The 24,753-nt window shown below is 67.0% G+C and carries 29 protein-coding genes; 15 read left to right on the forward strand and 14 right to left on the reverse strand.

Annotated elements, in window-relative coordinates; all coding sequences use genetic code 11:
* The first annotated feature begins 98 nt into the window (after positions 1-98).
* From AC1RP5_RS21205 to AC1RP5_RS21215, 3 genes are all read left to right on the forward strand, one after another.
* Complete coding sequence (locus AC1RP5_RS21205) at positions 99-329, forward strand: NepR family anti-sigma factor (protein WP_493113990.1); 231 nt, start codon at positions 99-101, stop codon at positions 327-329.
* 61 nt (positions 330-390) lie between these two features.
* On the forward strand, positions 391-666 hold the full coding sequence (locus AC1RP5_RS21210; protein WP_493113992.1) for a hypothetical protein: 276 nt from the start codon (positions 391-393) through the stop codon (positions 664-666).
* Between the two features lie 225 nt (positions 667-891).
* A complete protein-coding gene (locus tag AC1RP5_RS21215; RefSeq protein WP_493113993.1) occupies positions 892-1,656 on the forward strand; it encodes a glucose 1-dehydrogenase in 765 nt (254 codons plus the stop codon).
* A gap of 8 nt (positions 1,657-1,664) precedes the next feature.
* Here AC1RP5_RS21215 and AC1RP5_RS21220 read toward each other — a convergent pair whose 3' ends face one another.
* The 7 genes from AC1RP5_RS21220 to AC1RP5_RS21250 form a co-directional block, all read right to left on the reverse strand.
* Complete coding sequence (locus AC1RP5_RS21220; RefSeq protein ID WP_493113995.1) at positions 1,665-2,240, reverse strand: hypothetical protein; 576 nt, start codon at positions 2,238-2,240, stop codon at positions 1,665-1,667.
* A 29-nt stretch (positions 2,241-2,269) separates the two neighbouring features.
* A complete protein-coding gene (locus tag AC1RP5_RS21225; protein WP_493115237.1) occupies positions 2,270-2,776 on the reverse strand; it encodes an A24 family peptidase in 507 nt (168 codons plus the stop codon).
* Positions 2,773-2,937: a Flp family type IVb pilin gene (locus tag AC1RP5_RS21230; protein WP_493113997.1), complete on the reverse strand. Its 165-nt coding sequence runs from the start codon at positions 2,935-2,937 to the stop codon at positions 2,773-2,775. Before AC1RP5_RS21230 ends, AC1RP5_RS21225 begins: the two co-directional genes overlap by 4 nt.
* A gap of 202 nt (positions 2,938-3,139) precedes the next feature.
* Complete coding sequence (locus AC1RP5_RS21235) at positions 3,140-3,751, reverse strand: CDP-alcohol phosphatidyltransferase family protein (RefSeq protein WP_493113999.1); 612 nt, start codon at positions 3,749-3,751, stop codon at positions 3,140-3,142.
* 16 nt (positions 3,752-3,767) lie between these two features.
* On the reverse strand, positions 3,768-4,601 hold the full coding sequence (gene pssA, locus AC1RP5_RS21240) for a CDP-diacylglycerol--serine O-phosphatidyltransferase (protein ID WP_493114000.1): 834 nt from the start codon (positions 4,599-4,601) through the stop codon (positions 3,768-3,770).
* Positions 4,602-4,624: 23 nt separating this feature from the next.
* Positions 4,625-5,317 carry a phosphatidylserine decarboxylase gene (locus AC1RP5_RS21245; protein ID WP_493114002.1) on the reverse strand — a complete coding sequence of 231 codons (693 nt, stop codon included), beginning with the start codon at positions 5,315-5,317 and terminating at the stop codon, positions 4,625-4,627.
* Positions 5,318-5,345: 28 nt separating this feature from the next.
* Positions 5,346-6,425 carry a LysM peptidoglycan-binding domain-containing protein gene (locus tag AC1RP5_RS21250; protein ID WP_493114004.1) on the reverse strand — a complete coding sequence of 360 codons (1,080 nt, stop codon included), beginning with the start codon at positions 6,423-6,425 and terminating at the stop codon, positions 5,346-5,348.
* 116 nt (positions 6,426-6,541) lie between these two features.
* Between AC1RP5_RS21250 and AC1RP5_RS21255 the strand changes: the two genes are divergently transcribed.
* From AC1RP5_RS21255 to AC1RP5_RS21265, 3 genes are all read left to right on the forward strand, one after another.
* Positions 6,542-7,135, forward strand: coding sequence for an LOG family protein (locus AC1RP5_RS21255; RefSeq protein WP_493114005.1), 594 nt, complete (start codon positions 6,542-6,544; stop codon positions 7,133-7,135).
* A 101-nt stretch (positions 7,136-7,236) separates the two neighbouring features.
* The gene (locus tag AC1RP5_RS21260; RefSeq protein ID WP_493114007.1) at positions 7,237-8,454 is read left to right on the forward strand and encodes an NADP-dependent isocitrate dehydrogenase; all 1,218 of its coding nucleotides are present in this window, start codon (positions 7,237-7,239) and stop codon (positions 8,452-8,454) included.
* A gap of 7 nt (positions 8,455-8,461) precedes the next feature.
* Positions 8,462-9,136 (forward strand): DUF429 domain-containing protein, encoded by a 675-nt coding sequence (locus tag AC1RP5_RS21265; protein ID WP_493114009.1) that lies wholly within the window; start codon positions 8,462-8,464, stop codon positions 9,134-9,136.
* A 37-nt stretch (positions 9,137-9,173) separates the two neighbouring features.
* On the opposite strand, the gene AC1RP5_RS21270 is transcribed toward AC1RP5_RS21265, so the two are convergent.
* The 5 genes from AC1RP5_RS21270 to AC1RP5_RS21290 all read right to left on the reverse strand — a co-directional run bounded on the left by AC1RP5_RS21270 (position 9,174) and on the right by AC1RP5_RS21290 (position 12,935).
* On the reverse strand, positions 9,174-10,145 hold the full coding sequence (locus AC1RP5_RS21270; RefSeq protein WP_493114011.1) for a Bug family tripartite tricarboxylate transporter substrate binding protein: 972 nt from the start codon (positions 10,143-10,145) through the stop codon (positions 9,174-9,176).
* Entirely contained in the window at positions 10,142-11,287 is a 1,146-nt protein-coding gene (locus AC1RP5_RS21275; RefSeq protein ID WP_493114013.1) for a YncE family protein, read from the reverse strand. Before AC1RP5_RS21275 ends, AC1RP5_RS21270 begins: the two co-directional genes overlap by 4 nt.
* A 107-nt stretch (positions 11,288-11,394) precedes the next feature.
* Complete coding sequence (locus AC1RP5_RS21280) at positions 11,395-11,667, reverse strand: DUF2312 domain-containing protein (protein ID WP_493114015.1); 273 nt, start codon at positions 11,665-11,667, stop codon at positions 11,395-11,397.
* Positions 11,668-11,802: 135 nt separating this feature from the next.
* Positions 11,803-12,102, reverse strand: a complete 300-nt coding sequence (locus AC1RP5_RS21285; RefSeq protein WP_493114017.1) for a DUF1244 domain-containing protein — start codon at positions 12,100-12,102, stop codon at positions 11,803-11,805.
* Positions 12,103-12,161: 59 nt separating this feature from the next.
* Complete coding sequence (locus AC1RP5_RS21290) at positions 12,162-12,935, reverse strand: N-formylglutamate amidohydrolase (protein WP_493114019.1); 774 nt, start codon at positions 12,933-12,935, stop codon at positions 12,162-12,164.
* 29 nt (positions 12,936-12,964) lie between these two features.
* On the opposite strand from AC1RP5_RS21290, the gene AC1RP5_RS21295 reads away from it, so the two are divergent.
* The 9 genes from AC1RP5_RS21295 to AC1RP5_RS21335 all read left to right on the forward strand — a co-directional run bounded on the left by AC1RP5_RS21295 (position 12,965) and on the right by AC1RP5_RS21335 (position 20,790).
* On the forward strand, positions 12,965-14,242 hold the full coding sequence (locus AC1RP5_RS21295) for a glycerate kinase type-2 family protein (protein WP_493114020.1): 1,278 nt from the start codon (positions 12,965-12,967) through the stop codon (positions 14,240-14,242).
* Positions 14,239-14,658: a GFA family protein gene (locus AC1RP5_RS21300; RefSeq protein ID WP_493114022.1), complete on the forward strand. Its 420-nt coding sequence runs from the start codon at positions 14,239-14,241 to the stop codon at positions 14,656-14,658. Before AC1RP5_RS21295 ends, AC1RP5_RS21300 begins: the two co-directional genes overlap by 4 nt.
* Before the next feature lie 9 nt (positions 14,659-14,667).
* The gene (otnK, locus tag AC1RP5_RS21305; RefSeq protein ID WP_493114024.1) at positions 14,668-15,924 is read left to right on the forward strand and encodes a 3-oxo-tetronate kinase; all 1,257 of its coding nucleotides are present in this window, start codon (positions 14,668-14,670) and stop codon (positions 15,922-15,924) included.
* Positions 15,921-16,568, forward strand: coding sequence for a 3-oxo-tetronate 4-phosphate decarboxylase (gene otnC / locus AC1RP5_RS21310; RefSeq protein ID WP_493114025.1), 648 nt, complete (start codon positions 15,921-15,923; stop codon positions 16,566-16,568). The genes otnK and otnC overlap by 4 nt, the downstream gene beginning before the upstream one ends.
* Positions 16,569-16,582: 14 nt before the next feature.
* Positions 16,583-17,368: a 2-oxo-tetronate isomerase gene (gene otnI, locus AC1RP5_RS21315; protein WP_493114027.1), complete on the forward strand. Its 786-nt coding sequence runs from the start codon at positions 16,583-16,585 to the stop codon at positions 17,366-17,368.
* A 3-nt stretch (positions 17,369-17,371) separates the two neighbouring features.
* Entirely contained in the window at positions 17,372-18,286 is a 915-nt protein-coding gene (gene ltnD, locus AC1RP5_RS21320) for an L-threonate dehydrogenase (protein ID WP_493114029.1), read from the forward strand.
* Between the two features lie 9 nt (positions 18,287-18,295).
* The gene (gene pyk / locus AC1RP5_RS21325; protein WP_493114031.1) at positions 18,296-19,708 is read left to right on the forward strand and encodes a pyruvate kinase; all 1,413 of its coding nucleotides are present in this window, start codon (positions 18,296-18,298) and stop codon (positions 19,706-19,708) included.
* A 223-nt stretch (positions 19,709-19,931) separates the two neighbouring features.
* Positions 19,932-20,333: a hypothetical protein gene (locus tag AC1RP5_RS21330; protein ID WP_493114033.1), complete on the forward strand. Its 402-nt coding sequence runs from the start codon at positions 19,932-19,934 to the stop codon at positions 20,331-20,333.
* A gap of 205 nt (positions 20,334-20,538) precedes the next feature.
* A complete protein-coding gene (locus AC1RP5_RS21335; RefSeq protein WP_493114035.1) occupies positions 20,539-20,790 on the forward strand; it encodes a hypothetical protein in 252 nt (83 codons plus the stop codon).
* A 3-nt stretch (positions 20,791-20,793) separates the two neighbouring features.
* Here the strand turns inward: AC1RP5_RS21335 and paaK are convergent, their stop codons facing one another.
* Together paaK and AC1RP5_RS21345 are read right to left on the reverse strand one after the other, a co-directional pair.
* Positions 20,794-22,083, reverse strand: coding sequence for a phenylacetate--CoA ligase PaaK (gene paaK / locus AC1RP5_RS21340; RefSeq protein WP_493114037.1), 1,290 nt, complete (start codon positions 22,081-22,083; stop codon positions 20,794-20,796).
* A complete protein-coding gene (locus AC1RP5_RS21345; protein ID WP_493114039.1) occupies positions 22,080-24,743 on the reverse strand; it encodes a DUF2339 domain-containing protein in 2,664 nt (887 codons plus the stop codon). Before AC1RP5_RS21345 ends, paaK begins: the two co-directional genes overlap by 4 nt.
* Positions 24,744-24,753 lie beyond the last annotated feature (10 nt).

A 24,753-nucleotide genomic window follows, 5' to 3' on the forward strand; every position in this document is an offset into this window, starting at 1 on the left:
CATTTGAGTGCAAAATAGTCATGAGTGGTCCCAGGGGGAGAGTTGAATGGGTCGGACAGGATCCCGCGGAGTGGACTTCCGCCTCCGGGGAGCATGTTATGGCCACTAACGACGACAAGCCCGAGGATGGACGCGCCGGCACGCCGGCGCGCTCCAAGCCTCGCAGCAACGATCGACCGTTCGACATGTGGCTCCACAAGCAATTGCACGCGATGTACGACGAGATCGCGAGCGAGCCCTTGCCTGACGATCTTCTGAACCTGATCGACAAGGACGCGGCCCAGAGCGGCAAGAAGGGCGACGCGTCCGAAGAACCACCGAAGAAGTAGTTTCAGGAACTTCTTCCCCGCGCCGTTCGTTGCGAGTGCCTCACCGACATGGAGGCACTCAATGCTCAGCAACGAAGACCTCAAGAAGGCGCTGACGAACCCCAGCAGCATCTTTCGCCATCCTGCCGACGTCGTCGACAGCCGCGAACTCGAGACAGCCGACAAGACCCGAATCCTCAAGCAGTGGGAGCTCGACGCCCGCCTGCTCCAGGTCGCGAGCGAGGAAGGCATGAACGACGGCGAGCACAGCCTGTTCGCCGACGTGAAGAAGGCTCAGCAACGCCTCGACGCCCCTGCACTGCGCGAAGACGGTCCGGCCACCAAGGTGGGGCCCTGATCCCTTCACTGAAAACCTGAACTCAAAAGAAATGGCGGCGGTCGTGAGACCGCCGCCACCCTTGTTCACAACCCGCCGGTCAGCCCGGCCGACGCGCCGCGAACTCGTCCTTCCAATTTCCTGTCGCCAATCGCTTGGCGCCGCTGCGGGAAGCTAACGGGGCCGCCCTGTTTGGGGTTCCGCCGCTCCGCTATACAGACGGTCATGGAAACGGGAGGCACTGCGATGAAGCTGTTCGATCTTTCGGGCCGCGTGGCCGTCGTCACGGGTGGTAATGGGGGCATCGGTCTCGGCATGGCCATGGGTCTGGCACAGGCCGGTGCGACGGTTGTCGTCGCGGGCCGCGATGCCACGAAGAATGCGGCCGCGGTCAAGGAGCTGCAGGCGACGGGCGCCAACGCCAGCGCCATCGCGGTCGACGTGCTGAAGGAAGAGTCCTGCCGCGCGTTGATCGCGGACACGGTCAAGACCTACGGGCGCCTCGACATCCTCGTGAACAATGCCGGCATCAACATCCGCAAGCAGCCGCAGGAATACACGCTGGCCGAATGGCACCAGGTGCTGGACAGCAACCTGACCAGCGCCTTCCTGTGCAGCCACGCCGCCTACCCCGAGATGAAGAAGGGCGGCAGCGGCAAGATGATCAACATCGGATCGATGATGTCGATCTTCGGCGCCTCCTTCACCACGGCTTATGCCGCGAGCAAGGGCGGCATCGTGCAGATGACCAAGGCGATGGCCACGGCGTGGGCCAAGGACAACATCCAGGTGAACTCGATCCTGCCCGGCTGGATCGATACCGCTCTCACCCGGCGCGCGCGGACCGACGTGCCGGCGCTGCACGACTCGGTGCTGAAGCGCACGCCGGCCGGACGCTGGGGCACGCCCGACGATTTCGCGGGCATCGCCGTCTTCCTCGCCGCTTCGGCGTCGGACTATGTCACCGGTGCCGCCATCACCGTCGACGGCGGCTATTCGGTGCAGGGCTAGCCAGTCGACTACGGCGAGACGACGCGGCAGGCCGCGCGATCGACGAACAGGTCCGTCTTGGGACCGTAGATCGTGAGGCCGCCACGCACGCCGGCGGCGACCGCCGGCACGAGCACGCGCGTCTCCTCGACCGGCTTGCCGGCGTTGGTGAAGCGGCAGTCGACCATCGGCGCCAGGGTGCCGGCGCTGTTGTTGCTGACGTAGAGCACGACCTGCCAGCGTCGCGCCGGCACGGCGCGGAGGCTCGCATTGTCGAGCGTCACCAGCGGAACGCCCGGTCCGGCGCTCGGCGCCGACCAGCCGAGCGGCACGAAGACCGGCCGCTGGATCACCACGCCCTCGATGCGCACCGCCTGGGCCAGCGGGTCGAACGCAAGGTCGGCCGGCGTGGGCTTGCCGATCGGACCGCGGCCGACATTCAGCGGCGTCCAGATCTGGCCCGTCTTGGGATCGCGGAATTCTGGAACGCCCGGCGTCGATGCGACGTCCACTGAACTGCGCATCGGCGCCTGCGCGCCCGCTGCGGTGGCCAGCGTCATTCCCACAAAGGCAGCGAGGATCGTCTTCAGAGCAAACGGCGGCATCGGTTCTCCCCTAACTTCAGGGACCGATCTCAGCCGACAGCCAGCCTCATGGCAACCCATAAGCCACCGACGGCGATGGCCGGCCCGTAGGGCACCCTGCCGCGCAGGCGATTGTGCATCGTCGCCTCGGCCGGGATCGCGACGGGCCCGAGCCGCGCTCCCGCCAGCATGGCGACGCCCAGCACGCCCCCGACCAATGCTGTTACGAGCAGCAGGTCCGTGGCGAAGGCAGGCCCCGCGAACAGGGCAACGGCGGCCAGAAGCTTCACGTCTCCGCCACCGATCATGCCGGCGGCAAAAGCAGCGGCGCCCACGAGGAACAGCGCCACCGCGCACGCGACGGAGAGACCGAGGGACTGGAGGCTAAAGCTTCCCGCCTGCAGGCCGCTGGCGGCCCAGACGCAGAAGACGATCACGATGGCGATCGACAGGCCGTTGCCGATCCGCAACGTCCTGAGGTCCTGCCAAGCGGCAACGACCAAAAGGCCCGCGAAGGCGATCAGGCAGCCGGTCTGGAGGAGCGTCGGCAGAATCAGTTGAGGGCGTTGGTCGCCGCGCCCAGGACGTGGCTCACCTTGCCACTCACGGAGCGCATCGACGCGATGGCGGCGACGGCGATCAGGGAGGTGATGAGGGTGTATTCGACCGCGGTGGCGCCATCGGTGCACTTCATCAAGCGGCGGAAAATCGAAAGCATTCCCTGTCTCCAGCTTAATCCCGAGGCCGGCAGCAGTCCTGCGCCGAATCAACTTAGCGACCGTACTTAATGTAAATTGGCAGGTCAATTGAAACTAGACGAATTTGTGTCATCATTTCTAACAATATGATTCCAATGGGGAATCTTTGAGGAACGCTTCGCTCGCTGTGCGAATCGCCGGACCGTTCCAAAAACCGGAAAATCAGGATTCTGACTCGGACGAGAAGGCCATCGCGACCCTCACCACCGCCGTCCAGAAGCACAGGAAGGCGACGCAGCCGGCCAGCCAGGGAAACGCCGCCGGGAACAGGCAAAAAAGGACGAACGCCAGGATCGTCTCGGTGCCTTCCATCAGGCCGGAGGCATGGAAGAAAGACTTGCGCCCCTTCGCCCCAGTATCCGCCTCGCCCCGGCCGGCCGCCACGATGGCCCGCCCCAGGAACGACGCGCAGGTGCACACGAAGGAAGCGAGCAGAAGCGCCGCCCAGACCGCGTTCTCGGGCTGCGCCAGGGCAAAGCCCAGCGGCACCGCGGCGTAGAACGCCATGTCGCAGACGATGTCGAGATAACCGCCCATCGCCGTGGGCCCTCGGTGTCGCGCGACCGCGCCGTCTAGCCCGTCCAGCAGACGATTGAACAGGATTGCAGCCAGCGCCCATGCATAGTGGCCGAAGGCCAGCAGCGGCACGGCGGAGAGCCCGATCGCCAATCCGGCGAGGCTGAGCTCGTTCGCCGACGGGCCGCGGGCGGCGATCCAGGCGCCGGCACGATCGAGCGGCGGATCGATCCAGGGGCGCAGGACGGAGTCGAGCATCGGCGTCGCCGCGTCTTCAGTCGCGCGGCGGCGTTCCCTTGTCGACGGAGCGCAGCGGCACGACGGCCGCGGCCTCGGCGGCCTTGCGGTCCTGCAGGGTCTGGCGGCGATGCGCCATCACACTGAAGGGAATGAGGCCCATATATCCGAGCGAAATCATCGACAGCGCGATCCACGGGGCGCTGGCGAGCACGCCCATCACCAGCGCCGCCGCCAGCATGGCCGGCAGCACGAGATGGCGCGGGATTCTGCCCTTCTTGAACGAGAAGGTCGGCAGGCGGCTCACCATCAGGCCGCCAACGCCCACCAGCACGATGCCGACGACGACCGCATGGCGCGGCCACGCGGCCTCGACTTCGAAGCTCACCATCAGCGGCATCAGCGCCAGCAACGCACCAGCCGGCGCCGGCACGCCCGTGAAGTACGACCCCGTCCAGGCCGGCGGCGGCGTATCGGGTTCCAGCGCGGTGTTGAAGCGCGCCAGGCGCAGCGCCGAGCACATCGGGAACATGAGCGTCACGACCCAGCCCAGTGCTCCTGCGTGAGTGAGCGAGGCGAGATAGAGCACGATCGCCGGGGCCACGCCGAAGCACAGGAAGTCCGACAGCGAATCGAGCTCGGCGCCGAAGCGGCTGGTGACGCCGAGCCGGCGCGCCACGCGGCCATCCAGCGCGTCGAAGATCGCCGCGACGAGGATGGCGATCACCGCCAGCTGCATCTTGCCCTGCAGGCCGAAGCGGATCGCCGTCAGGCCCGAGCACAGGGCCGCCAGCGTCAGGATGTTCGGGATCAGGCGGTTGATGGAGAAGCCGCGCAATCCGCTGCGGTTGGAGCGCAGGTCGTTGTCCATATCGGGCTCCCTGGATTTCGGGACTAGAACTCGATGGCGGTGCGCGGTCCGGCCACCACGGGATCGAGTTCGGCCATCACGGTCTCGCCGCCGATCATGCGCTGGCCCGGTGAGACCAGCAAACGCGCGCCTTCCGGCAGATAGAGATCCGTACGACTACCAAAGCGGATATGACCGAATCGTTCCCCTGCCGTGACGGTCTGGCCGGGCTTCACGTAGCAGACGATGCGGCGGGCCACGTAGCCCGCGATCTGCACGCAGCCGATGACGCGGCCGTCGGCGCGGCGCAGCGCCAGCGCCGTCCGCTCGTTCTCGTCGCTCGCCTTGTCGGCGTTGGCGCTGAGGAACTTGCCCGGACGGTAGGCCACGACCTCGACGGTCGCGGCACAGGGGCTGCGGTTGATGTGGACGTCGAAGACGCTGAGGAAGATCGAGACGCGCGTCAGCGGCTTGTCGCCCAGCCCCAGCTCCTGGGGCGGCACGGCGTCGACCACCATCTGCACCAGCCCGTCGGCCGGTGCGATCAGCAGCCCGTCATCCTGCGGCACGCCGCGCGGTGGATCGCGGAAGAAATAGATCGACCACAAGGTCACGACCATCAGCGGCCAGAACAGCCAGGCCACGCCGGTCAGCGCGGCCAGAAAGGTCGCGGCGGCAAAAAGAGCGATGAAGCGCCAACCGTCAGAGAGGATCGGCACCAGGAAATTGGCCAGCATGGGTCGCGCAGTCTCCGTTGTCCGAAGGTCAGTTATTGACCTTGGGCAGGCTGAGAATTTGCCCGGGGTATATCAGATCGGGGTTTTTAACCTGATCTTTGTTTGCGGCGAAAATGACGGTGTGGCGCCAGCCCGCACCATAGTGCGCCTGGGCGATGCTCCAGAGATTGTCGCCCTTCACGATATGCAGGCGCCGTCCATCGGTGCCGGAAACCGGCTCGACGATGACGCGCTCGAACGGCATCTCGAGGCGCGCGACCGGTCTGCCGTCCGTGGCGAGGCGGTCGAGGCGGAGCACATGCTTGCCCTGGGCGATCGGATCCACCGGCTTCAATCGCCAGCGACCATCCGGCGCCGCCGTGCCCTCGGCCACCATCTTGTCGTTCACGTAAGCCCTGACGACGGTGCCCGGCGCGGCGAGGCCCGACACGGTGACATGTCCGCGGTCGTCGTAGTCCAGGGTCGACACGGAGAGATCGGCCGACTTCGGCAGGCCGGCGGTCGAGGGGGGCTGCACGACCGTCGGCGTCCCGACAGGCGGTGTGATCATGACCAACGTCTCCGCCCGCGGCTGTCCGGCCGGGGCGTTTGCCGCCGGCGGCTCGGGCACGACGGCGACCACGGCCTGCTCGGAGGTCAGCGGCGCCTTGCCGTCGATGTGCTGCACGACGCGAAGCTCGTGCTGACCGACGGCGAGCGGCGGATCCTGCACGATGACGACCCATTCGCCGCGCTGGTCGGACTCGGCCTTGGCAATCTCCTTGCCGCCATCGAGCAGCACGATCTTGGCGCCGGGTGCGGCGCGGCCGGCGATCACGGCGCGGCCGTCGTTGCCGATACGGGCCACGTCGAAGGTCGGCACGCCCGTGGCGGCTCCCGTGGCTGCGGGCGGAGCAGCGGCGGGCGGCGGCGCGGGTGCAGTGGCGGCGGCTGCCGCGGCCGGCCCCTTGGGGGTGGCGGCTAGGGACTCAGGCGTGGCAGCGGCGACGCTGTGGGACGGCCGGTCGATGGCGGCCTGTTCGCTCAGTTTCCCGCGCCATGCGACTCCCAGCGCGATCGCGATCATCACCGCGCCCACAGCGACCAGCCCGAAAACAGTTCGTGACATCGCCCTCCCAACGGTGCGACCACCATCCCCATTGGCGTCGCAGCCAACCTTTGCGTAACAATACCATGTCACACCCGCGCTGAAACGCGCTGGATCGTCCCAGAAAAGCAGCTTTCGTGCCCGAGTTCACCCTCTCTTCCCTCTGCGTCTTCTGTGGCGCCCGTTTCGGCAACGATCCCGCGACCCGCGAGACCGCGACCGGCCTCGGCCGGTTGCTGGCCGGCGAGGGCATCACGCTGGTCTATGGCGGCGGCGGCGTGGGCCTGATGGGTCTGGTGGCCAACGCAGCCCTCGACGCCGGCGGCAAGGCGATCGGCATCATCCCGAATTTCCTCCTGCAGCGTGAAGCGGGCCATCCGGCTCTCACCGAGACAGTGGTCGTCGAGACCATGCACGAACGCAAACTGCAGATGTTCGAGCGGTCCGACGCCTTCGCCGTCCTGCCCGGCGGCCTCGGCACCCTGGAGGAGTTCTTCGAGGTCCTGTCCTGGCGGACCCTGGGCCTCCACAGCAAGCCGATCGTCATCATCGACCAGGGCGGTTACTGGCAGCCGCTGGCCGATCTCCTGAAGAACGTCGTGGCCGGCGGGTTCGCGGAACCGTCACATCTCGCCCATGTGGCCTTCGTGCGCGAACTGAAGGACGTCCTGCCCGCCATCCGGGCAATGCCGCAGTCGGCCGGCTTCGAAAAGCGCCTCGACCGGGTCTGACCTTTTTGCACGCCGATGCGCGGGCAAGCCGCGTTGCCGGCTGTTCCCTGCTTCGGTAGAACGCGCCCGCACCGGATTTTTGAGGTGCGAAAGGAAGCGTGATGCCGAAGATCAAGGTGAAGAACCCGATCGTCGAGATGGACGGCGACGAGATGACTCGCATCATCTGGGCGTTCATCAAGGAAAAGCTGATCGTTCCCTATCTCGACGTCGACCTGAAGTACTACGACCTCGGCATGGAGAACCGCGACAAGACCAGCGACCAGGTCACGGTCGAGTCGGCGAAGGCCACGCTGCAGTACGGCGTCGCCGTGAAGTGCGCGACCATCACGCCGGACGAGGCCCGCGTCGAGGAATTCAAGCTCAAGGAGATGTGGCGGTCGCCCAACGGCACGATCCGCAACATCATCGGCGGCACGATCTTCCGCGAACCCATCGTCTGCAAGAACGTGCCGCGCCTCGTGCCGGGCTGGACGCATCCCATCGTCATCGGCCGCCACGCCTTCGGCGACCAGTATCGCGCCACCGACTTCGTGGTGCCGGGCAAGGGCAAGCTCACCGTCCGCTTCGAGGGCGAGGACGGCAAGGTGATCGAGCACAACGTGTTCGACTTCCCCGCCGGCGGCGTCGCGATGACGATGTACAATCTCGACGAATCGATCGTCGGCTTCGCGCGCAGCTCGTTCAATTACGGCCTGATGCGTGGCTGGCCGGTCTTCCTGTCGACCAAGAACACAATCCTCAAGCGCTACGACGGCCGCTTCAAGGACCTGTTCCAGGAAGTCTTCGACAAGGAATTCGCCGACAGGTTCAAGGCGAAGAACATCATCTACCAGCACCGCCTGATCGACGACATGGTCGCCTCGGCGCTGAAGTGGCACGGCGAATTCGTCTGGGCCTGCAAGAACTACGATGGCGACGTGCAGTCCGACACGGTGGCCCAGGGCTTCGGCTCGCTCGGCCTCATGACCTCGGTGCTGCTGACGCCGGACGGCAAGACCGTCGAAGCCGAGGCCGCCCACGGCACGGTGACGCGTCATTATCGCGAACACCAGAAGGGCAAGCCGACCTCGACCAATCCAATCGCCTCGATCTTCGCCTGGACGCAGGCGCTGAAGTATCGCGGCACCTTCGATGACACGCCCGACGTCGTGAAGTTCGCCGACACGCTGGAGAAGGTCTGCGTCGAAGCCGTCGAGAGCGGCAAGATGACCAAGGACCTCGCGCTCCTCATCGGTCCGAACCAGGCCTACCAGACCACCGAGGAATTCCTCGCGGTGCTGGATGGCGGCCTCAAGACCAGAATGGCGAGCTGGTAGGACGCCGTTGATCGTCGCCGGCGCCGACGGCTGCCGCACCGGCTGGGTCGTCTGCCGGCGCGAGAGCAATGGCGCCCTCGACATAAGAGTCGTGAAGACCCTCGCGGAGGCCTGCGAGGGTCTTTCGATTCTGGCGGTCGACATGCCGATCGGCTTCGTCGACGTGCCGCGCCCGCCGCGCGCCTGCGAAGTCGAAGCCCGCAAGCTGCTGCCGGGCAAAGCGAGCTCGGTCTTCCCCACGCCTTGCCGCCCCGCCCTCGACTGCACCACACATGCCGAGGCCAATGCGCTGAGCAAGAGCCTGGGGGTCGGGCTGAACCAGCAGACGTTTCACCTCTTCCCCAAGATGCGCGAGGTCGACGCGCTAATGCGCGGCAACGAGGCCCTGCACTCGATCGTCCACGAGGCGCATCCCGAACTTGCCTTCGCCCGCATGAACGGCGGCAAGCCGGTGCTTGCCAAGAAGCGCAAACCCGACGGCTTTGCCGAACGCCTCGACCTGCTGGCCCGGCACGGCTTCGACTGGAAGCCTCAAACCGTCTCCGGCGCCGCCCGAGACGACGTCCTCGACGCCATCGCCGTATGTCGCACGGCAACGCTGATCGCAAACGGCACGGCGACGCGCCTCGGTCTGGCCGACGCGCGCGACCGCTACGGCTTACCGATGAACATCTGGTTCTGAGCAGTTGGCGATGAAGAAAGCGAGGACCCTTACTGCCCTACTCTGGCTTGATGCCGGCCGCCTGCAGCACCGGCACCCAGATCGGCTCCTGCACCTTTAGCCAGTCGCCGAGCTGCTGCGGCGTGCCGCCCATGGCGACGAAGCCGCGCCTGGAGAGATCCTCCTTTTGCTCCGGCGTCGCCACCGCGGCATTCAATGCCTCGTTCAGCTTCGCCACGATGGCCGGCGGCGTGCCGGCTGGTGCCAGCAGCGTGTAGACGATCGTGCCGTCGACATCGCCCGCACCCAGCTCCTTGAAGGTCGGGATATCGGGTGCGACCGACGAGCGTTCCAGCGAGGCCATCGCATAGGGCTTCAGCTTCCCGGCCGCGATCTGCTGCGAGACGCTGGTGATGCTCGACATGCCGAGCTTGATGTGGCCGCCCAGAAGATCGGTCACCAGTGGGCCGGTGCCGCGGAACGGCACGTGCGTCAGCTTGATGCCATTCAGCATCGCGAACTGCTCGGTCGAGAGGTGCATCGGCGTGGTGAGGCCGGCGGTGCCGTATTGCACCGAGCCGGGCGCGGCCTTGGCCGCCGCGATGATCGCCTTGAGGTCGGGCCATGGCGCATCGAGGCTGCCGACGAGCACGGATTCCTGCTTGGCGATGAAGCCGATGGGCGTGAAGGCCGTCTTTGCGTCGAAGCCGAGCTTGGCCACGATGTGCGGATAGAGCGGCAGGTTGTTGGCGCCGACCACCATCCAGTGGCCGTCGGCCGGCTGCTTGGCCACGAACTCGTGGGCGATACTGCCGCCGCCCCCGCCTTTGTTGTCCACGATCACCGTGCCTCCAAGCGCCTTCTGCATCGGCTCCTGGATCGCACGTGCCAGCGAATCGGTGCCGCCTCCGGGCGGGAACGGCACCACGAGATGGACGGGCTGGGATGGAAAGCTCTGGGCCCGTGCCGGCAATCCGCCCGCCGCAGCAGCGGCGAGCGGAAGAAGCAGTACGCTACGCCGTTCGATCATCGATCGGTCGAGGCCCGCACCGCCGCCGCGCCACCGCCGACATCGATCTTCTGGCCGGTGTCGCTGAGCTTGCCGCCGTCGTTCTTGAACACCTGCAGGTTCTTCTCGTTCATGTTCTGGACGACAATGGCCGAACCGTCTCGCGAGAACGAGGCGCCCTGCGACCAGCCGCCGATCGGCGCCTCTCCGGTCTTGGTCAGGGTGGTGCCGTCGAGCTTGTAGAGCACGACCATGCCGTTGGGCTTGAACTGCGGCGCATCCTTGGGCCGCGTCGAACCGGCATGCGCGACGCCCGCGATCCAGCGGCCGTCGTTCGACATCATCATGCCTTCGAGGCTCTCGTGGCCGATGTCGGCGGTGCCGACGATCTTGCCGGTGGCGAGGTCGATCACGGTCAGGATGCCGTTGGCCTTGGGATCGCCGAGGCTCGCGACGACCGCGGTCTTGCTGTCGGGCGTCACCGACACGGCATAGGGTCGCGGCGCCACGTCGAGCACGGAAGACGAGGTGATGTTGTCGCCGCCGAGCTTCATCAGCTCGACCTTGGCGTCACCGTTGCGCGTCACCACGCCGGTCGCACCATCCGGCGAGACCGCCATGTGGCTGAGCAGCGTCTTGGCGTCCATCAGCGGCACGGTCTTCACCAGCTTCACGTCCTTGCCGTCGATCGACAGGATCGAGATCGAGCCCGCCATGCGATTGGCGACGTACGCCCGCTTGCCGTCCTTGGTGATGGAGATACCGGCCGCGCCCGGTCCCGTGTTCAGCGTGCCCAGGATCTTGCGATCCTTGAGGTCGACCACGGTCACGCGATCGTCGTTGGCGAGCTTGGTCGGGTCGGCGGGATCGAGCTTCGACGAGGAGGCGATCAGCGCGATCGACTCATCCGGCGTGATCGCGACCGAGAGCGGCGGGCCGACGACGCTGCCCGGAACGTTGCTGACCGTCCCCACGACCTTCACCGGAAGGGCGCCGAGATCGAGGACCGTGATCGTGTCCGGCGGCGGGTTGGTGAGGTTCCGGTTGACGCCGTTCTCCTGGACGATCTTGTGATCGTTCGAGGAGACGGCGAGCTGTGCGTGCGCCTGCGCAGCGCCGAGACTCAAGGCAACGCAAACGCCAGTGATGACGGTGTTTCGCATGGGTTTTCCTCCAGGGCCGGCTCCTTAGTGGAGCGTTCGTGCCGTGGAGGACCCTAGCGCCTGCGCTGGGCGCGCGAAATCAAATTTCCGTATTCGGACCGCTCGGGTCAGACCATCCCGAGCGCGTGCTTGTAGACGTCGAGCAGCGTCTCCTGCTCCGCACGGTCCGCGGCATCCATCGAGCGGAGCGACACGATCTTGCGCATGGTCTTGACGTCGTAACCGACGCCCTTGGCCTCGCTGTAGACGTCCTTGATGTCGCCGCCGATGGCCTTGCGCTCTTCCTCGAGCTTCTCGATGCGCTCGACGAAGGCCTTCAGGCGGTCTGCGGAGATCGGGCCGGCCTTAACTTTCTTGGAAATGTCGCTGCCGTCCGGCATGTCCCTGCTCCTTGCTCTCGACCGCCGGACCATAGGGGGAGCGGACCGGTCGGCTCAATCGTGACGATGTGATGAATGATGGGGATAACGGGGACGGGCCCCGAAGTCGCACCAACTATGCTGGCAGTGCCTGCGTCAGCCGTGCTTGTGAGCGCCCTTGTCGAAGGCCTCTTTCTGGGCGCCGGAAGCCTCCTTCTGGTGCTTGGCCTTCCAGTCCTCGTAGGGCATGCCGTAGACGATCTCGCGGGCCTTGGGATCGGCGATCTCGATGCCCTGCTTGCCCGCTTCCTCGCGATACCAGCGCGACAGGCAGTTTCGGCAGAAACCGGCCAGGTTCATCAGGTCGATGTTCTGGACATCGGTGCGCTCCTGGAGGTGCGACACCAGACGCCGAAAGGCGGCGGCCTCGAGTTCGGTGCGGGTCTTGTCGTCCATGATGCTCTCCTGAACCTCAGGCTGAAATCTTGCTCAGGATATAGGCTCGACCGGCGGGATTAACCAGACGCCAGCGCTTGTTCGACCGCGGCAGAGATCGCCGGCGCGAGCCGGCGCCCCCAGGCACGCGCATCGTCCGGTGTGCCCATCAGGTCCTGCCGCACTTCCACCGAACAATGCGGCAGCGCTCGCGGCCGCGCGTGGGCCGTCAGCGTGTATTCGTACGAGGCGCGCGCCGAGTATGGCTCGTTGTCGCCCACCACCAGCGAGGTATCGCGCCGCAGCTCGGTCAGCAGCGGCTCGGGCAGGCGCGGATCGTCGTTCCACAGCACGCCGACATGCCAGGGCCGCACGAAGCCCTTCATCACCGGCGTGAAGCTGTGCATCACCAGCATGCAGACCTGGCGGCCGCCTTCGGTCATCGCGTCGAGCAGGCGGTCAACCTCGCGATGATAAGGCCAGAAGCAGGCCTCGGCTCGCGCGTCGACCTGTTCCTTGGTGAGTCCTTTGTTGGCGGGTACGACCGTCTCGTCGCTGATCTCGGGCGTCGAGCCCTCGCCGCCCGGCCAGCGATTGCAGTCGATCACCAGCCGCGAATAGCCGGACGAGACCAGCGGCGCGTCGAGCGCCTTGGCCAGCTCGATCGCCGAATCAAGGCCGCCGATGTCCCAGCCGATGTGGCGCGCCAGTTCGCTCTCTGGAATGCCGAGATCGCCCAGCGTTTGCGGCACGGCCTTGCTGGCATGATCGCAGAGCAGCAACAGCGGCGCCTTGCCCTGCTCGTTGAAAACGGAAAACGGTGGCGGATCGTCCGGCTGGAGCAACGGTTGCATCGCGCCCCTATAGTGCGAAGATCGGGCAAATGAAAGACGCTGACGCCCGCGCCCTGCTGCGCGCCCTGTTCGATGCCGCCCTCGCCGCCGCTCGCCCCGCAACCTGCCTTGCGCCCTACATCGCGAAGCTGCAGCCGCCGAAGGGACGGACCATCGTCATCGGTGCGGGCAAGGCGAGCGCCGCCATGGCGCGCGCCGTCGAGGATCATTGGCCGCACCCGCTCGAAGGACTGGTGGTCACGCGCTACGGATATGGCGAGACCTGTAAGCGCATCGAGATCGTCGAGGCCGCGCACCCCGTGCCCGACGACAAGGGCCGCGAGACCGCCGGCCGCATCTTCCAGCGCGTCCAGGGTCTCAGCGCCGACGATCTCCTGCTCTGCCTGATCTCGGGCGGCGCCTCTGCCCTGCTCGCGCTGCCGGCCGAAGGGCTGACGCTGAACGACAAGCAGGACGTCAACCGCGCGCTCCTGAAGTCGGGCGCCAACATCGTCGAGATGAACACGGTGCGAAAGCACCTCTCCGCGATCAAGGGCGGCCGGCTCGCCATCGCCGCCCAGCCAGCACGTGTGCTCTCCTGGCTGATCTCCGATGTGCCCAACGACGATCCGGGCGTGATCGGCTCGGGCCCCACCGTCGCCGACAAGACGACCTTCGCCGACGCCCTTGCCGTGCTCGCCAAGTACAAGATCGATCCGCCGACTGCCGTGCTCGCCCATCTCAAGCAAGGCGCCGCCGGCCGGATCGAGGAGACGCCCAAGCCCGGCGATCCGCGTCTCGCGAAGGTCGAGACGATCATGGTCGCGACTCCCAAGCGCTCGCTCGAAGCCGCTGCCGCCGTCGCGAAGGAACACGGCGTCGAAGTCGTCATGCTGGGCGACAATCTCGAAGGCGAGGCGCGCGAGCTGGGCGCCGCACATGCACAGCAGGCCATCGAGATCGCCAAGCGCGGCGGCAAGCCGGTAGCGGTCCTCTCCGGCGGCGAGACCACGGTCACGGTGCGTGGCAAGGGCCGCGGCGGACGCAACGTCGAATATCTGCTGGCGCAGGCCATCGCCGCGAACGGCGCGGCCGGCATCTGGGGCTTGTCGGCCGATACCGACGGCGTCGACGGCGCAGAGGAAGTTGCCGGCGCCATCTTCACACCCGACACGCTGGCTCGCGGGCGCGCCAAGGGGCGCGACCCGCAGGCCATGCTCGATGACAATGACGGGCACAGCTTCTTCGAGCTGTTGGGCGATGGCCTGATCACCGGTCCGACGCGGACCAACGTCAACGACTTCCGGGTCACCCTGATCGCGCCATGACGACCTATCCGGGCTCCTGCCACTGCGGCGCGATCACGATCGCGCTCTCATCGGAGAAGAAGCCCGAGGAAATGCGAGTCGGCCGCTGCGCCTGCAGCTTCTGCCGCCGCCATGGGGCGCGCACCATGGGCGATCCTGGCGGCCGAGTGGAGTTTCGCAGCGCACCAAATGCCCTCTCGCGCTACCGCTTTGGCCTCGGCATCACCGACTACCTGCTCTGCGCCAACTGCGGCGCCTATGTTGGCGCCGTGATGCCCGAGGAAAACGGCACCATCGGCATCGTCAACGTCAACGCCCTCGATATCCGCGATATCTTCGATGCTGCACCGCCGTTGCACCATTACGACGGCGAGGACGAGGCGCGGCGGCGCGCCCGGCGCCGAAAGTTCTGGATGCCAGCGACCGTCATCGCCTAACGTCGCCCCATGGCCATTCTTGGAGTGATCGCCGACGATTTTACCGGCGCAACTGACATCGCTGGCATGCTTGTCAAAGGCGGCATGCGCACGATCCAGACAATTGGCGTGCCGGCTAAAGGCACCATCCCCGACGACGTCGATGCCGTCGTCGTCGCACTGAAGACACGCTCGATCCCCGCGCCTGAGGCGATCGCCCAGTCGCTCGAGGCGCTGAAGGCGTTGCAGGCGGCGGGCTGCGTGCGCTTCTTCTTCAAATACTGTTCGACCTTCGACTCGACCGACGCCGGCAACATCGGCCCGGTGGGCGATGCGCTGCTCGACGCGCTGAAGGCCAAGCAGGCGATCTACTGCCCGGCTTTCCCGGTGAACGGCCGCACCATCTTCTTCGGCCATCTCTTCGTCGGCGATATCCTGCTGTCGGACTCGCACATGAGGCATCACCCGCTGACGCCGATGACCGACGCCAGCCTGGTGCGTGTGCTGGCGCGGCAGACTCCGCACAAGGTCGGGCTCGTCGCGTTGAAGCAGGTTCAGTCCGGCTCTGCCGTTCTGCGCGAGTCGCTCGACAAGCTCGCGGCCGACGGCGTGCGCCATGTCGTGGTCGATGCGGTGGCCGACACCGATCTCGGAATCATCGGCGAGGCGATCGGTGACGACACGCTCGTCACGGGCGGCTCCGGCGTCGCGCTCGGCCTGCCGGCCGCCTATCGTCGCCGCGGCCTGATGGAACATCGCTCTGGTGCGGATACCCTGCCCAAGGTCGGCGGTGCTTCAGCGGTGCTGGCGGGCTCCTGCTCCGCCGCCACGCTCGGCCAGATCGCCGCCTTCAAGGGCGCGCATCTGGCGCTCGACACCGACGCGATCTGCCGCGGCGAGGACGTCGCCGGCAAGGCGCTCGACTGGACCAAGGGCAAGCTCGGGAATGGCCCGGTCCTGTTGTCGGCCAGCGACAAGCCCGAGGTGGTGAAGGCGCTGCAGGCGAAGTACGGCGTCGAGAAGTCGAGCCAGGCGATCGAGAAGACGATGGCGGCGCTGGCGCGCGGCCTCGTTGCCGCCGGCGTCGGCCGGCTGGTCGTCGCGGGCGGCGAGACCTCGGGCGCCGTCGTGAGCGCGCTCGACGTCACCGCGCTACGCATCGGACCCGAGATCGATCCCGGCGTGCCGTGGACGGCTTCCGTCGGCGCCAAGCCGCTCCTGCTCGCGCTGAAGTCCGGCAATTTCGGCGCCCCCGATTTCTTCACGAAGGCTTTCGAACGGCTATGAGCACCGCAGAGACCAAGACACGCGAGCAGATCTGCGCGCTGGGCGCCAAGCTGGCCGCGCGCGGCCTTTGCCCCGGCACCTCGGGCAACATCAGCGCCCGGATCGCCGACGGCTGGCTGATGACGCCGACCAACTCCTCGCTGGGCGAACTGGAACCGGGCCAGCTCTCCAAGATCGACCTCTCGGGCAAGCATGTCGCGGGCGATCCGCCGACCAAGGAAGCGTTGCTGCATCGCTCGGTCTACGACGTGCGGCCCAAGGACGGCGCAATCGTGCATCTCCATTGCACGCATGCCGTGGCGATCTCCTGCCTCGATCCGTCCTGCCACCACAATGCCGAGACCACCCTGCCGCCGATCACGCCCTACTTCGTGATGCGGGTCGGCAAGCTGCCGCTGGTCCCCTACTTCAAGCCGGGCGATCCCAAGCTCGCCGACGCCATCCGCGACTATGCCAAGGGCCATCGCGCCGTGCTGCTGGCCAACCATGGTCCTGTCGTCGCCGGCACCTCACTGTCGGCCGCCTCCGCCTCGATCGAGGAGCTGGAGGAAACGGCCAAGCTCCACCTGCTGCTGCAGGGGTTCAAGCTGCGTACCTTGTCGGACGCACAGGTGCGCGACGTCGAAGAAGCCTATCCTTCCTGATCGGAACAAGAAGAATGCCCAAGCTCGCCGCCAATCTCTCGTGGATCTACCAGGAAGTGCCGTTCCTGCAGCGCTTCGGCGCCGCCGCCGCGCACGGCTTCAAGGCCGTCGAGATCCTGTTTCCCTACGAGGCGCCCGCCGCCGAGATCGCGGCCGAGCTGAAGAAGCACAGACTGACGCAGGCGCTGTTCAACCTGCCGCCGGGCGACGCCAGCAAGGGCGAGCGCGGGCTGGCGGCGCTTCCGGGTCGCGAAGCCGAGTTCGACGCCGCCATCGACAAGGCTCTGGAATATGCCCAGGTGCTGGAGTGCCGGACACTGCACGTCATGTCGGGCATGATCGCGCCCGGCGCCGACGTGAAGGCGATGCACCGCACCTTCGTCTCCAACCTGAAGAAGATCTGTGATCGCACGGCCAAGAACGGCATCACCATCGTGCTCGAGCCGATCAACCATCGCGACATTCCCGGCTACTTCACCAACACGACCGACCAGGTGAAGGCGATCATCGAGGAAGTCGGCGCGCCGCATCTGCGCCTGCAACTCGACCTCTATCATATGCAGGTGACCGAGGGTGACCTGCAGAAGCGGACCGAGCGGCTGTTCCCGATCACCTCGCACGTGCAGATCGCTGGCAATCCCGATCGCAACGAACCCGACATCGGCGAGGTCAATCACCTCTACCTGCTCGATGTACTCGATCGCCTCGGCTACGACGGCTATGTCGGCCTCGAATATAAGCCCAAGACGACCACCGGCGCCGGCCTCGGCTGGGCCGCCAAGTACGGCATCAAGGCCTGACCGATGACCGACAAGAACACGCCCGTCGTTGCTTTCGTGGGCCTGGGCTCGATGGGCCTCGGCATGGCGAAGAACCTGCTGAAGCACGGCCACAAGGTGATCGGCGTCGATCCTAGCGCCGCCGCGCGCGATGCCTTCGTGGCGGCCGGCGGCACCACGGCTGCGTCTCCGGCCGAGGCCGCGAAGACCGCCGACGTGGTGGTCGTCGCGGTCGTGAATGCGCAGCAGGTCGAGAGCGTGCTCTACGGTGAAGGCGGCGCGGCCGGCACGCTGCGCAAGGGCGGCCTCGTCATGCAGTGCGCCACCTGCCCCGCCGCCTTCATCCGCAAGCTCGACGAGCGTCTGGCCGCGACCGGCCACGAGTTGCTCGACGCGCCGATGTCCGGCGGACGGGCACGCGCGGAGTCGGGCGAGCTCACCTTCATGTCTTCGGGCAACGCCGGCGCCTACGCCGCCGCGGAGTCCATTCTCTCGGCCACCTCGGCCAAGGTGTTCCGCCTCGGCGACAAGGCCGGCATCGGCTCGCTGGTGAAGACGGTGAACCAGCTGCTGGCCGGCGTGCACATCGCGACGGCCGCCGAAGCCATGGCGCTCGCCGCCAAGGCCGGCGCCGACACGCGCGCGGTCTATGAGGTGATCTCGGCCAGCGCCGGCAATTCCTGGATGTTCGGCAACCGGGTGCCGCACATGCTGGATGACGATTACTCGCCGCTCTCCGCGGTCGAGATCTTCGTGAAGGATCTCGGTCTGGTGCTCGACACCGGCCACGAGCTTCGCCTGCCGCTGCCGCTTGCAGCTGCTGCACACCAGCTCTTCATTGCGGCCGCAGGGGCCGGCTGGGGCAAGCTGGATGACGCGGCGGTCGTAAAGGTCTACGAACAGGCGGGCGACTTCAAAGTGTCTTCGCCCGGGAAGTAGGCTGGACCGATGCATCGCAATCGCTTCACCAAGATCGTCGCCACCCTCGGCCCCGCTTCGTCGACCAACGAGCGGCTGCGCACCCTGTTCGAGGCCGGTGCCGACGTCTTCCGCCTGAACTTCAGCCACGGGCAGCACGAGGATCACCGCAAGCGCGTCGATCAGCTCCGGGCACTCGAGAAGGAATACAAGCACCCGATCGCCATCCTGATGGACCTGCAGGGCCCCAAGCTGCGCCTTGGCACCTTCGCCAAGGGGCCGATGGAGCTGAAGAACGGCCAGAAGCTGCGCTTCGACATGGACGCGACGCCCGGCACGGCCAAGCGCGTGCCCCTGCTCCATCCTGAGATCTTCAAGGCCGCGAAGCCCGGCGGCTTGTTGCTGGTCGACGACGGCAAGGTCCGCCTGCGCATCGTGGCCCATGACGACAAGACCATCGACACCGAGGTCGAGGTCGCCGGCACAATCAGCGACCGCAAGGGCGTCAACCTGCCCAACCTCGTCCTGCCGATGTCGCCGATGACACCGAAGGATCACAAGGACCTGGTGTTCGGCCTCTCGCTCGGCGTCGACTGGGTGGCACTCTCCTTCGTCCAGCATGCCAACGACATCGCCGAACTGAAGAAGCTGGTGGCCGGCCGCGCCGCCGTGATGGCCAAGCTCGAGAAGCCGCAGGCGATCGAGCATCTCGACGAGATCATCGAGCAGAGCGACGGCATCATGGTCGCCCGCGGCGATCTCGGCGTGGAAATGCCGCCCGAGGCCGTGCCGCCACTGCAGAAGCGCATCCTCGCCGCCTGCCGCGTCGCCGGCCGTCCGACCATCGTGGCGACGCAGATGCTGGAGTCGATGATCCAGTCGCCGACGCCGACGCGCGCCGAAGTGTCCGACGTGGCCACGGCCGTCTATGACGGCACCGACGCCGTCATGCTCTCCGCCGAGTCGGCCTCCGGGAACTATCCGATCGAAGCGGTCACGATGATGGACCGCATCCTGAAGAGCGTCGAAACCGACCCGCTCTATCGCCGCCTGATGGATGCGAGCCGACACGAGCCCGAGGCGACAACCGCCGACGCGATCAGCGCTGCCGCGCGCCAGTGCGCCCATACGCTCTCGGCTGCCGCGATCGTCACCTATACCAACACCGGCTCGACCACCCTGCGCGCCGCCCGCGAACGGCCCGACGTGCGCATCCTCTGCCTCACGCCGAACCTCGACACCGCGCGGCGCATGACGCTCACCTGGGGCGTCCATCCGGTGCAGACCGAAGACGCACACAATTTCGCCGACATGGTCCAGCGCGCCGTGCGCGTGGCGCGCCAGCAGGAGATCGCCAAGGAAGGCGAGCGACTGGTCGTCACCGCGGGCGTCCCGTTCGGCACGCCCGGCGCCACCAACATCCTGCGCATCGCCTACGTCTGAAAGTTTCCTCTCCATTCAAATGGGGAGGTGTCGTCGTCTTACGACGACGGAGGGGTCATGAGCGGGCCGCTCTTTCATCGGCGCTCCCGGACATCGCAAGCGATGTCCTGACGCTCACAGGCCGAGCAAAGCTCGACCTACACGCCGCGCGCATGATTTTTCGACAAGGGATGATCGCCGTCACCTCTCCGTAGTGTCTCGTAAGGACACAACGAGAGGTTCCATGGCCCGCCGCAATTTCGCCACCGTCGATGCCTTGTTCACGCTCGCCTGCGTCGTGATCTTCGCGGGTGGCGTGCTCGCGCAGACCGGCGTTCCCGGCCAGGGCGGCCAGGGCACGCCGCCGCGCAACGGGCCGCCGGTCGAGCAGATCGCGACCGATCTCGGCATCCCCGCCGATCGCGTGCGCAACGCGTTCCAGAAGGTCGGCCCGCCGCCGCGCGGCGAGCAACAACAGCCGCCCTCGGAAGCGCAGATGAAGAGCCATGCGCAGGCGCTTGCCGCCGCCATGGACGTGCCGCTCGATAAGCTTGCCCCGGTCCTGCAGAAGTATCGCCCTGCGTCGCCGCCGCGTGGTGGCAATCCGGGCGCCAGTCCCGGCGGCAACACAGGAGACCGGTCGTGAAGCGCCGGCGCCTGTCGCTCGGCTGGGTCGATTTTCTGGTCATCGCCGCGTCGATCCTGACCTTCGCCGCGGTCGCCGGGGCCACGATCGGACACAGTTGACACAATCCTTCTTGTTATCGCCCCACTCTGGTCGCGGCCCCGACCGAAATCCGAATCATAAAGCAACCATTCCAGCCCAGCCGATAACTCCCCCAGAGGCCACCATGAAAAACGGCCAGAACAAGCCCCGGGCCATCGCAATGCCCCTCGAACATCGCAGGACTTGGTTTTCCTGGGTGGATCTGCTGGTGATCGCCGCCGTCCTTCTCACCCTCGCGGTGGTCGTCGACGCCTCGACAGGCCGCGCCAAGGCAGCGCCTGCAGGCAAGTCGTCGCTGATCGCGGCCGAAGTCAGTCAGCTTCCTGACGATCCCGGTCTGGTGAAGGCCAGGATCCGGCTGGCCACGGGGCTCTAGCGCTCAGGCCTTCGGCCGCTTGTCGATGACCCGGCGCGCCTTGCCCATCGACCGCTCGATTCCGCCCGGCGCCATGATTTCCACCTCGGCGGTCAGGCCGCACATGCCCTTGAGCCGCTGCGTCAACGCAGCGGCCGAGCGGTCCCGCGCTCCCGGCATCTGAACGGCCCTCGCCTCTACCTTCACCAGCAGATCGTCGAGCGCGCCTGTGCGCGTCAGCTCGATCACGTAATGGCCGCTCAGGTCGTCGTCGCGCAGGATCTGCTCCTCGACCTGGCTTGGGAAGAGATTGACCCCGCGCACGATCAGCATGTCGTCGCTGCGGCCGGTGATCTTCGCCATGCGTCGCATCACCGTGACCGAGCCCGGCATCAGCCGCGTGAGATCGCGCGTGCGATAGCGCACGACGGGCATCGCCTCTTTCGAAAGCGTCGTGAACACCAGCTCGCCAGGCTCGCCGTCGGCCGCCGGCCGGCCGGTCGCGGGATCGACGATCTCGGGATAGAAATGATCCTCCCAGATCGTGGGCCCGTCCTTGGCCTCCACGAATTCGCAGGCGACGCCCGGCCCCATCACTTCGCTGAGCCCATAGATGTCGACGGCATCGATGCCCAGTCGGCGCTCGATCTCCGAACGCATTCCCTCGGTCCACGGCTCGGCGCCGAAGATGCCGATCCGCATCGCCGTCTCGCGGGGGTCGACGCCCTGCCGTTCGAATTCGTCGGCGATGGCCAGCATGTAGGACGGCGTCATCAGCACGACCCGCGCGCCGAATTCGCGGATGAGCTGGACCTGCCGCTCGCCGAAGCCGCCGGACATGGGCACCACCGTGCAGCCCAGCCGCTCCGCGCCGTAATGCGCACCCAGCCCGCCGGTGAAGAGGCCGTAGCCATAGGCATTGTGGATGATGTCGCCCGGCCGCGCGCCACCAGCGTACAGCGAGCGCGCCATCAAGTCGCCCCAGGTCGCAATGTCTCTCGCCGAATAGCCGACGACGGTCGGCCGGCCAGTCGTGCCGCTCGAAGCATGCAGGCGCACGCAGCGTTCGCGTGGGATCGCCAGCATGCCGTAGGGATAAGCGTCGCGCAGGTCGCCCTTCTCCGTGAAGGGAAAGCGCGCGAAATCGTCGAGGGTGACAAGCTGATCGGGATGCACGCCCGCCGCGTCGCACTTGGCCCGATACGGCGCCTGGTTGTCGTAGGCATGGCGCAGCGTGCCACGCAGCCGGTCGAGCTGCAGCGCCCGCAGCGCATCGAGCGAGGTCGAAAGCTCGGGAAACAGCTTCGCCGTCATTTGCTGTCGAAGCCCAGCCGCCGATAGACGTAGCCAAGGCCGATCAGGGCCGCACCCAGGCCGAGGAACGAGAACACCCGCAGCAGGCCCTGCAGGCCCGCCATGTCGATCAGGAAGACCTTGGCCACGACGATGCAGACCAGCGCCATGCCGGCGTGCCGCAACGCCGCCGCCTGCCGCAGGAAGCCCAGCGCCAGCAGCACCACGCCAAACAGCAGCCAGGCAATCGAATAGGCATAGAGTTCCAGCCCGTCCGCCTCGAAGCCGCGGCGCTCGAAGCCGGGATCGAAGAAGTGGCGCACCTCGAACGAGACGTAGGCGAACGCCAGGACCGAAGCGGCCCCGCCCACCACGAAGTCGAGCCGCCGGTCGGGCTCGACGTCGATCCAGCGCCGCGCCAAGGCCGCCATTGCCGCGGGCAGCGCATAGGCCAGCAGCAGCCCATTGAAGATCGGCAGGCGGCCGACATCGGCCGGCTCGAACACGGGATTGGCGACCAGGACCTGCAGGACCAGCACCACCGCGAGGGCCACGCCCCCACTCAAGCGCCATGCCCATAGCGCCACGATGTCACCGTCGAGGCGCGTCTTCCACAATGCCGCCAGAGCGAACGCGCCCCAGACCAGTACGTAGAACGCCCGCTCCATGAAGCTCGCATCGGGCGTCATCATCGCGGTGGGCTGGAAGAGGCTGCGAACCTCGAGCGTCAGCAGGACGAAGCCAAGCAGCGCCGCCGCCGCCTCGACCGCGCGCACCAGCCGAACGTCGCCGGTCGGCCGCAGGAAGCGCAGCGCAACGACCAGTGCGGTGATCGAGATGCCGTAACCCCAGAGCATCCAGTTGAGGATCGGCGTCAGGCCGATCGGATACTTCAGGATCTCGGGGTTGATGACGAAGCGCACGACCACGACCGCCAGCAGCGGCCAGCAGAGCTGGCGCAGGGTCACCAGCCCGAGTTGCGCGGAGATGGCGGCCACCGCGGCCAGTTCGATCGCATAGGCGACCGTGATCCATTCGCGATTGAGTTCGAGCGGAATGGCCGCGCCGATGAAGAATGTGACGCCGGCGGCGAGGAAGCCCAGCGCCTCGGTGGCGCCCGGCATCGTCTCGCGCCAGCGCGTCAGGCGCTCGGCACCGACGAGGAAAGGCACCGCGAGACCAACGCTGATCAGGCCCCAGGGGATGCCCGGCATTCCGCGCAGCACGTACCAGGCGAGCACGAAGTGCGAGAGTGCCGCCGACACCGACAGCGCCGCCCAGAAGCCCGGCCGCGCCGCATTCCACAGCAGCGCGAAGGCCGCCGCGGCATAGAGGCCGCCGAATTCCGTCACGAGCCAGCCGAAGCGGCTATCGCTCCAGTCGGCCGCCACGCCGCCCGACACGTTCGACCACAGCGCCAGCGCCGCCAGCGACAGGAGCGGCGGGAGACTGGCGGTGAACTGGAATCGCGGCGTCCAGCGGGCAAAAGCGAAGATGCCGACGCCGTGCGCAGCGAGCGCCAGCCAGCCCGCCGTCTGCCGGCCGGCATCCTGCGCGATGGCCAGGACGAGCAGCCCGCCGGTGACCGCGAGCGACGCCCAGACCAGCGCCAGCACATCCTGGGGCGGATTCTCGCTCTCCTGCATGCGCCGCCAGGTCGCCCAGACGAACAGGCCGGCGATCGCCACCAGGAAGATCCCGACCCAATGCAGTTCAGGCTGGTCCGGATCGGCCAGCATCCAGATCACCGTCCACAGCGCCGAACCGGCCAGCACGCCCCAGCCCAGCACCCACCAGCCGCGCGCACGGATGACCGTCAGGGTGCCGGCGGCGATGGCCAGCAGATAGCCGAACAGGACGGGCGTGTTGGGCTGGTCGCTGCCGATGATCGCGGGGCTGAGGAAGCCGCCCACGAAGGCGAGCGCCGCGACGAAGATGCCGTGGCGCAGCGAGAGCGTGATCGCGAAGGCGGTCAGGGCCGCTGCCCCGCCACCGGCCGCGACCTGGGAGATCATGCCGTAGAGCGCGACGGCCGACAGGAGCGCGCCATAGAGAGCCGCAACACCGGCAGCAGCCAGCGCCTGCGATACACGATCGTCGCGCGGCCGCATGCGTTCGGCGCCAGCGATCAATGCGAAGCCGAAAAGCGCGGCGAGGATGACGCGCACTTCGGGCGAGAGATAGCCTTCCTCGATCGAGTAGCGGACGAGGAACACGGCCGCCAGCGCCAGCGTGATCGCCCCGAGCCACACGAATGCCCGCGCGCCCAACCGCTGCTCCCAGCCGACCTTCACCGGCTCGGGTGTCAGGACCGGCGGCAACGAAGGTGGCGTTGCGGGCGACGCCGGCATGCCAGCACCGATGACGATCGCATCGGGTTCCACCGGAGCGGAAACTTCCGGCTCGGGCTCGAGAACGAACGGCGGGGCCGGCGGTGGCGGCACGACGCCTTCGGCCGGCGTCGCCTCGACCGGCAGCGTCACGGCAGGAGCTGCCTCGGCAGAAGGCGGAAGCCTTTGCTCTCCTGTCGCGGCGAGCTGGCGACGCAGCGCCGCCAGTTCGGAAGAGATACGTTCGTTCTGGGCGCGTATACCCGACGTGCGGACCAGCGCGATGATGGCGATCAGCGGTGTGCCGAGCGCCCAGGCGATCCCGACCAGGATGAGGAATATCTCTTCCACGAAGTCTCCG

Source organism: Reyranella sp. GW821-FHT12G01, assembly GCF_058806575.1.

What these genes read in the sequence shown, in the direction of transcription:
- AC1RP5_RS21205 (WP_493113990.1), top strand. Translation starts at nt 99, where the DNA reads ATGGCCACTAACGACGACAAGCCCGAGGATGGACGCGCCGGCACGCCG.
- AC1RP5_RS21210 (WP_493113992.1), top strand. Translation starts at nt 391, where the DNA reads ATGCTCAGCAACGAAGACCTCAAGAAGGCGCTGACGAACCCCAGCAGC.
- AC1RP5_RS21215 (WP_493113993.1), top strand. Translation starts at nt 892, where the DNA reads ATGAAGCTGTTCGATCTTTCGGGCCGCGTGGCCGTCGTCACGGGTGGT.
- AC1RP5_RS21220 (WP_493113995.1), bottom strand. Translation starts at nt 2,240, where the DNA reads ATGCCGCCGTTTGCTCTGAAGACGATCCTCGCTGCCTTTGTGGGAATG.
- AC1RP5_RS21230 (WP_493113997.1), bottom strand. Translation starts at nt 2,937, where the DNA reads ATGCTTTCGATTTTCCGCCGCTTGATGAAGTGCACCGATGGCGCCACC.
- AC1RP5_RS21235 (WP_493113999.1), bottom strand. Translation starts at nt 3,751, where the DNA reads ATGCTCGACTCCGTCCTGCGCCCCTGGATCGATCCGCCGCTCGATCGT.
- pssA (WP_493114000.1), bottom strand. Translation starts at nt 4,601, where the DNA reads ATGGACAACGACCTGCGCTCCAACCGCAGCGGATTGCGCGGCTTCTCC.
- AC1RP5_RS21245 (WP_493114002.1), bottom strand. Translation starts at nt 5,317, where the DNA reads ATGCTGGCCAATTTCCTGGTGCCGATCCTCTCTGACGGTTGGCGCTTC.
- AC1RP5_RS21250 (WP_493114004.1), bottom strand. Translation starts at nt 6,425, where the DNA reads ATGTCACGAACTGTTTTCGGGCTGGTCGCTGTGGGCGCGGTGATGATC.
- AC1RP5_RS21260 (WP_493114007.1), top strand. Translation starts at nt 7,237, where the DNA reads ATGCCGAAGATCAAGGTGAAGAACCCGATCGTCGAGATGGACGGCGAC.
- AC1RP5_RS21270 (WP_493114011.1), bottom strand. Translation starts at nt 10,145, where the DNA reads ATGATCGAACGGCGTAGCGTACTGCTTCTTCCGCTCGCCGCTGCTGCG.
- AC1RP5_RS21275 (WP_493114013.1), bottom strand. Translation starts at nt 11,287, where the DNA reads ATGCGAAACACCGTCATCACTGGCGTTTGCGTTGCCTTGAGTCTCGGC.
- AC1RP5_RS21280 (WP_493114015.1), bottom strand. Translation starts at nt 11,667, where the DNA reads ATGCCGGACGGCAGCGACATTTCCAAGAAAGTTAAGGCCGGCCCGATC.
- AC1RP5_RS21285 (WP_493114017.1), bottom strand. Translation starts at nt 12,102, where the DNA reads ATGGACGACAAGACCCGCACCGAACTCGAGGCCGCCGCCTTTCGGCGT.
- AC1RP5_RS21290 (WP_493114019.1), bottom strand. Translation starts at nt 12,935, where the DNA reads ATGCAACCGTTGCTCCAGCCGGACGATCCGCCACCGTTTTCCGTTTTC.
- AC1RP5_RS21295 (WP_493114020.1), top strand. Translation starts at nt 12,965, where the DNA reads ATGAAAGACGCTGACGCCCGCGCCCTGCTGCGCGCCCTGTTCGATGCC.
- AC1RP5_RS21300 (WP_493114022.1), top strand. Translation starts at nt 14,239, where the DNA reads ATGACGACCTATCCGGGCTCCTGCCACTGCGGCGCGATCACGATCGCG.
- otnK (WP_493114024.1), top strand. Translation starts at nt 14,668, where the DNA reads ATGGCCATTCTTGGAGTGATCGCCGACGATTTTACCGGCGCAACTGAC.
- otnC (WP_493114025.1), top strand. Translation starts at nt 15,921, where the DNA reads ATGAGCACCGCAGAGACCAAGACACGCGAGCAGATCTGCGCGCTGGGC.
- otnI (WP_493114027.1), top strand. Translation starts at nt 16,583, where the DNA reads ATGCCCAAGCTCGCCGCCAATCTCTCGTGGATCTACCAGGAAGTGCCG.
- ltnD (WP_493114029.1), top strand. Translation starts at nt 17,372, where the DNA reads ATGACCGACAAGAACACGCCCGTCGTTGCTTTCGTGGGCCTGGGCTCG.
- pyk (WP_493114031.1), top strand. Translation starts at nt 18,296, where the DNA reads ATGCATCGCAATCGCTTCACCAAGATCGTCGCCACCCTCGGCCCCGCT.
- AC1RP5_RS21330 (WP_493114033.1), top strand. Translation starts at nt 19,932, where the DNA reads ATGGCCCGCCGCAATTTCGCCACCGTCGATGCCTTGTTCACGCTCGCC.
- AC1RP5_RS21335 (WP_493114035.1), top strand. Translation starts at nt 20,539, where the DNA reads ATGAAAAACGGCCAGAACAAGCCCCGGGCCATCGCAATGCCCCTCGAA.
- paaK (WP_493114037.1), bottom strand. Translation starts at nt 22,083, where the DNA reads ATGACGGCGAAGCTGTTTCCCGAGCTTTCGACCTCGCTCGATGCGCTG.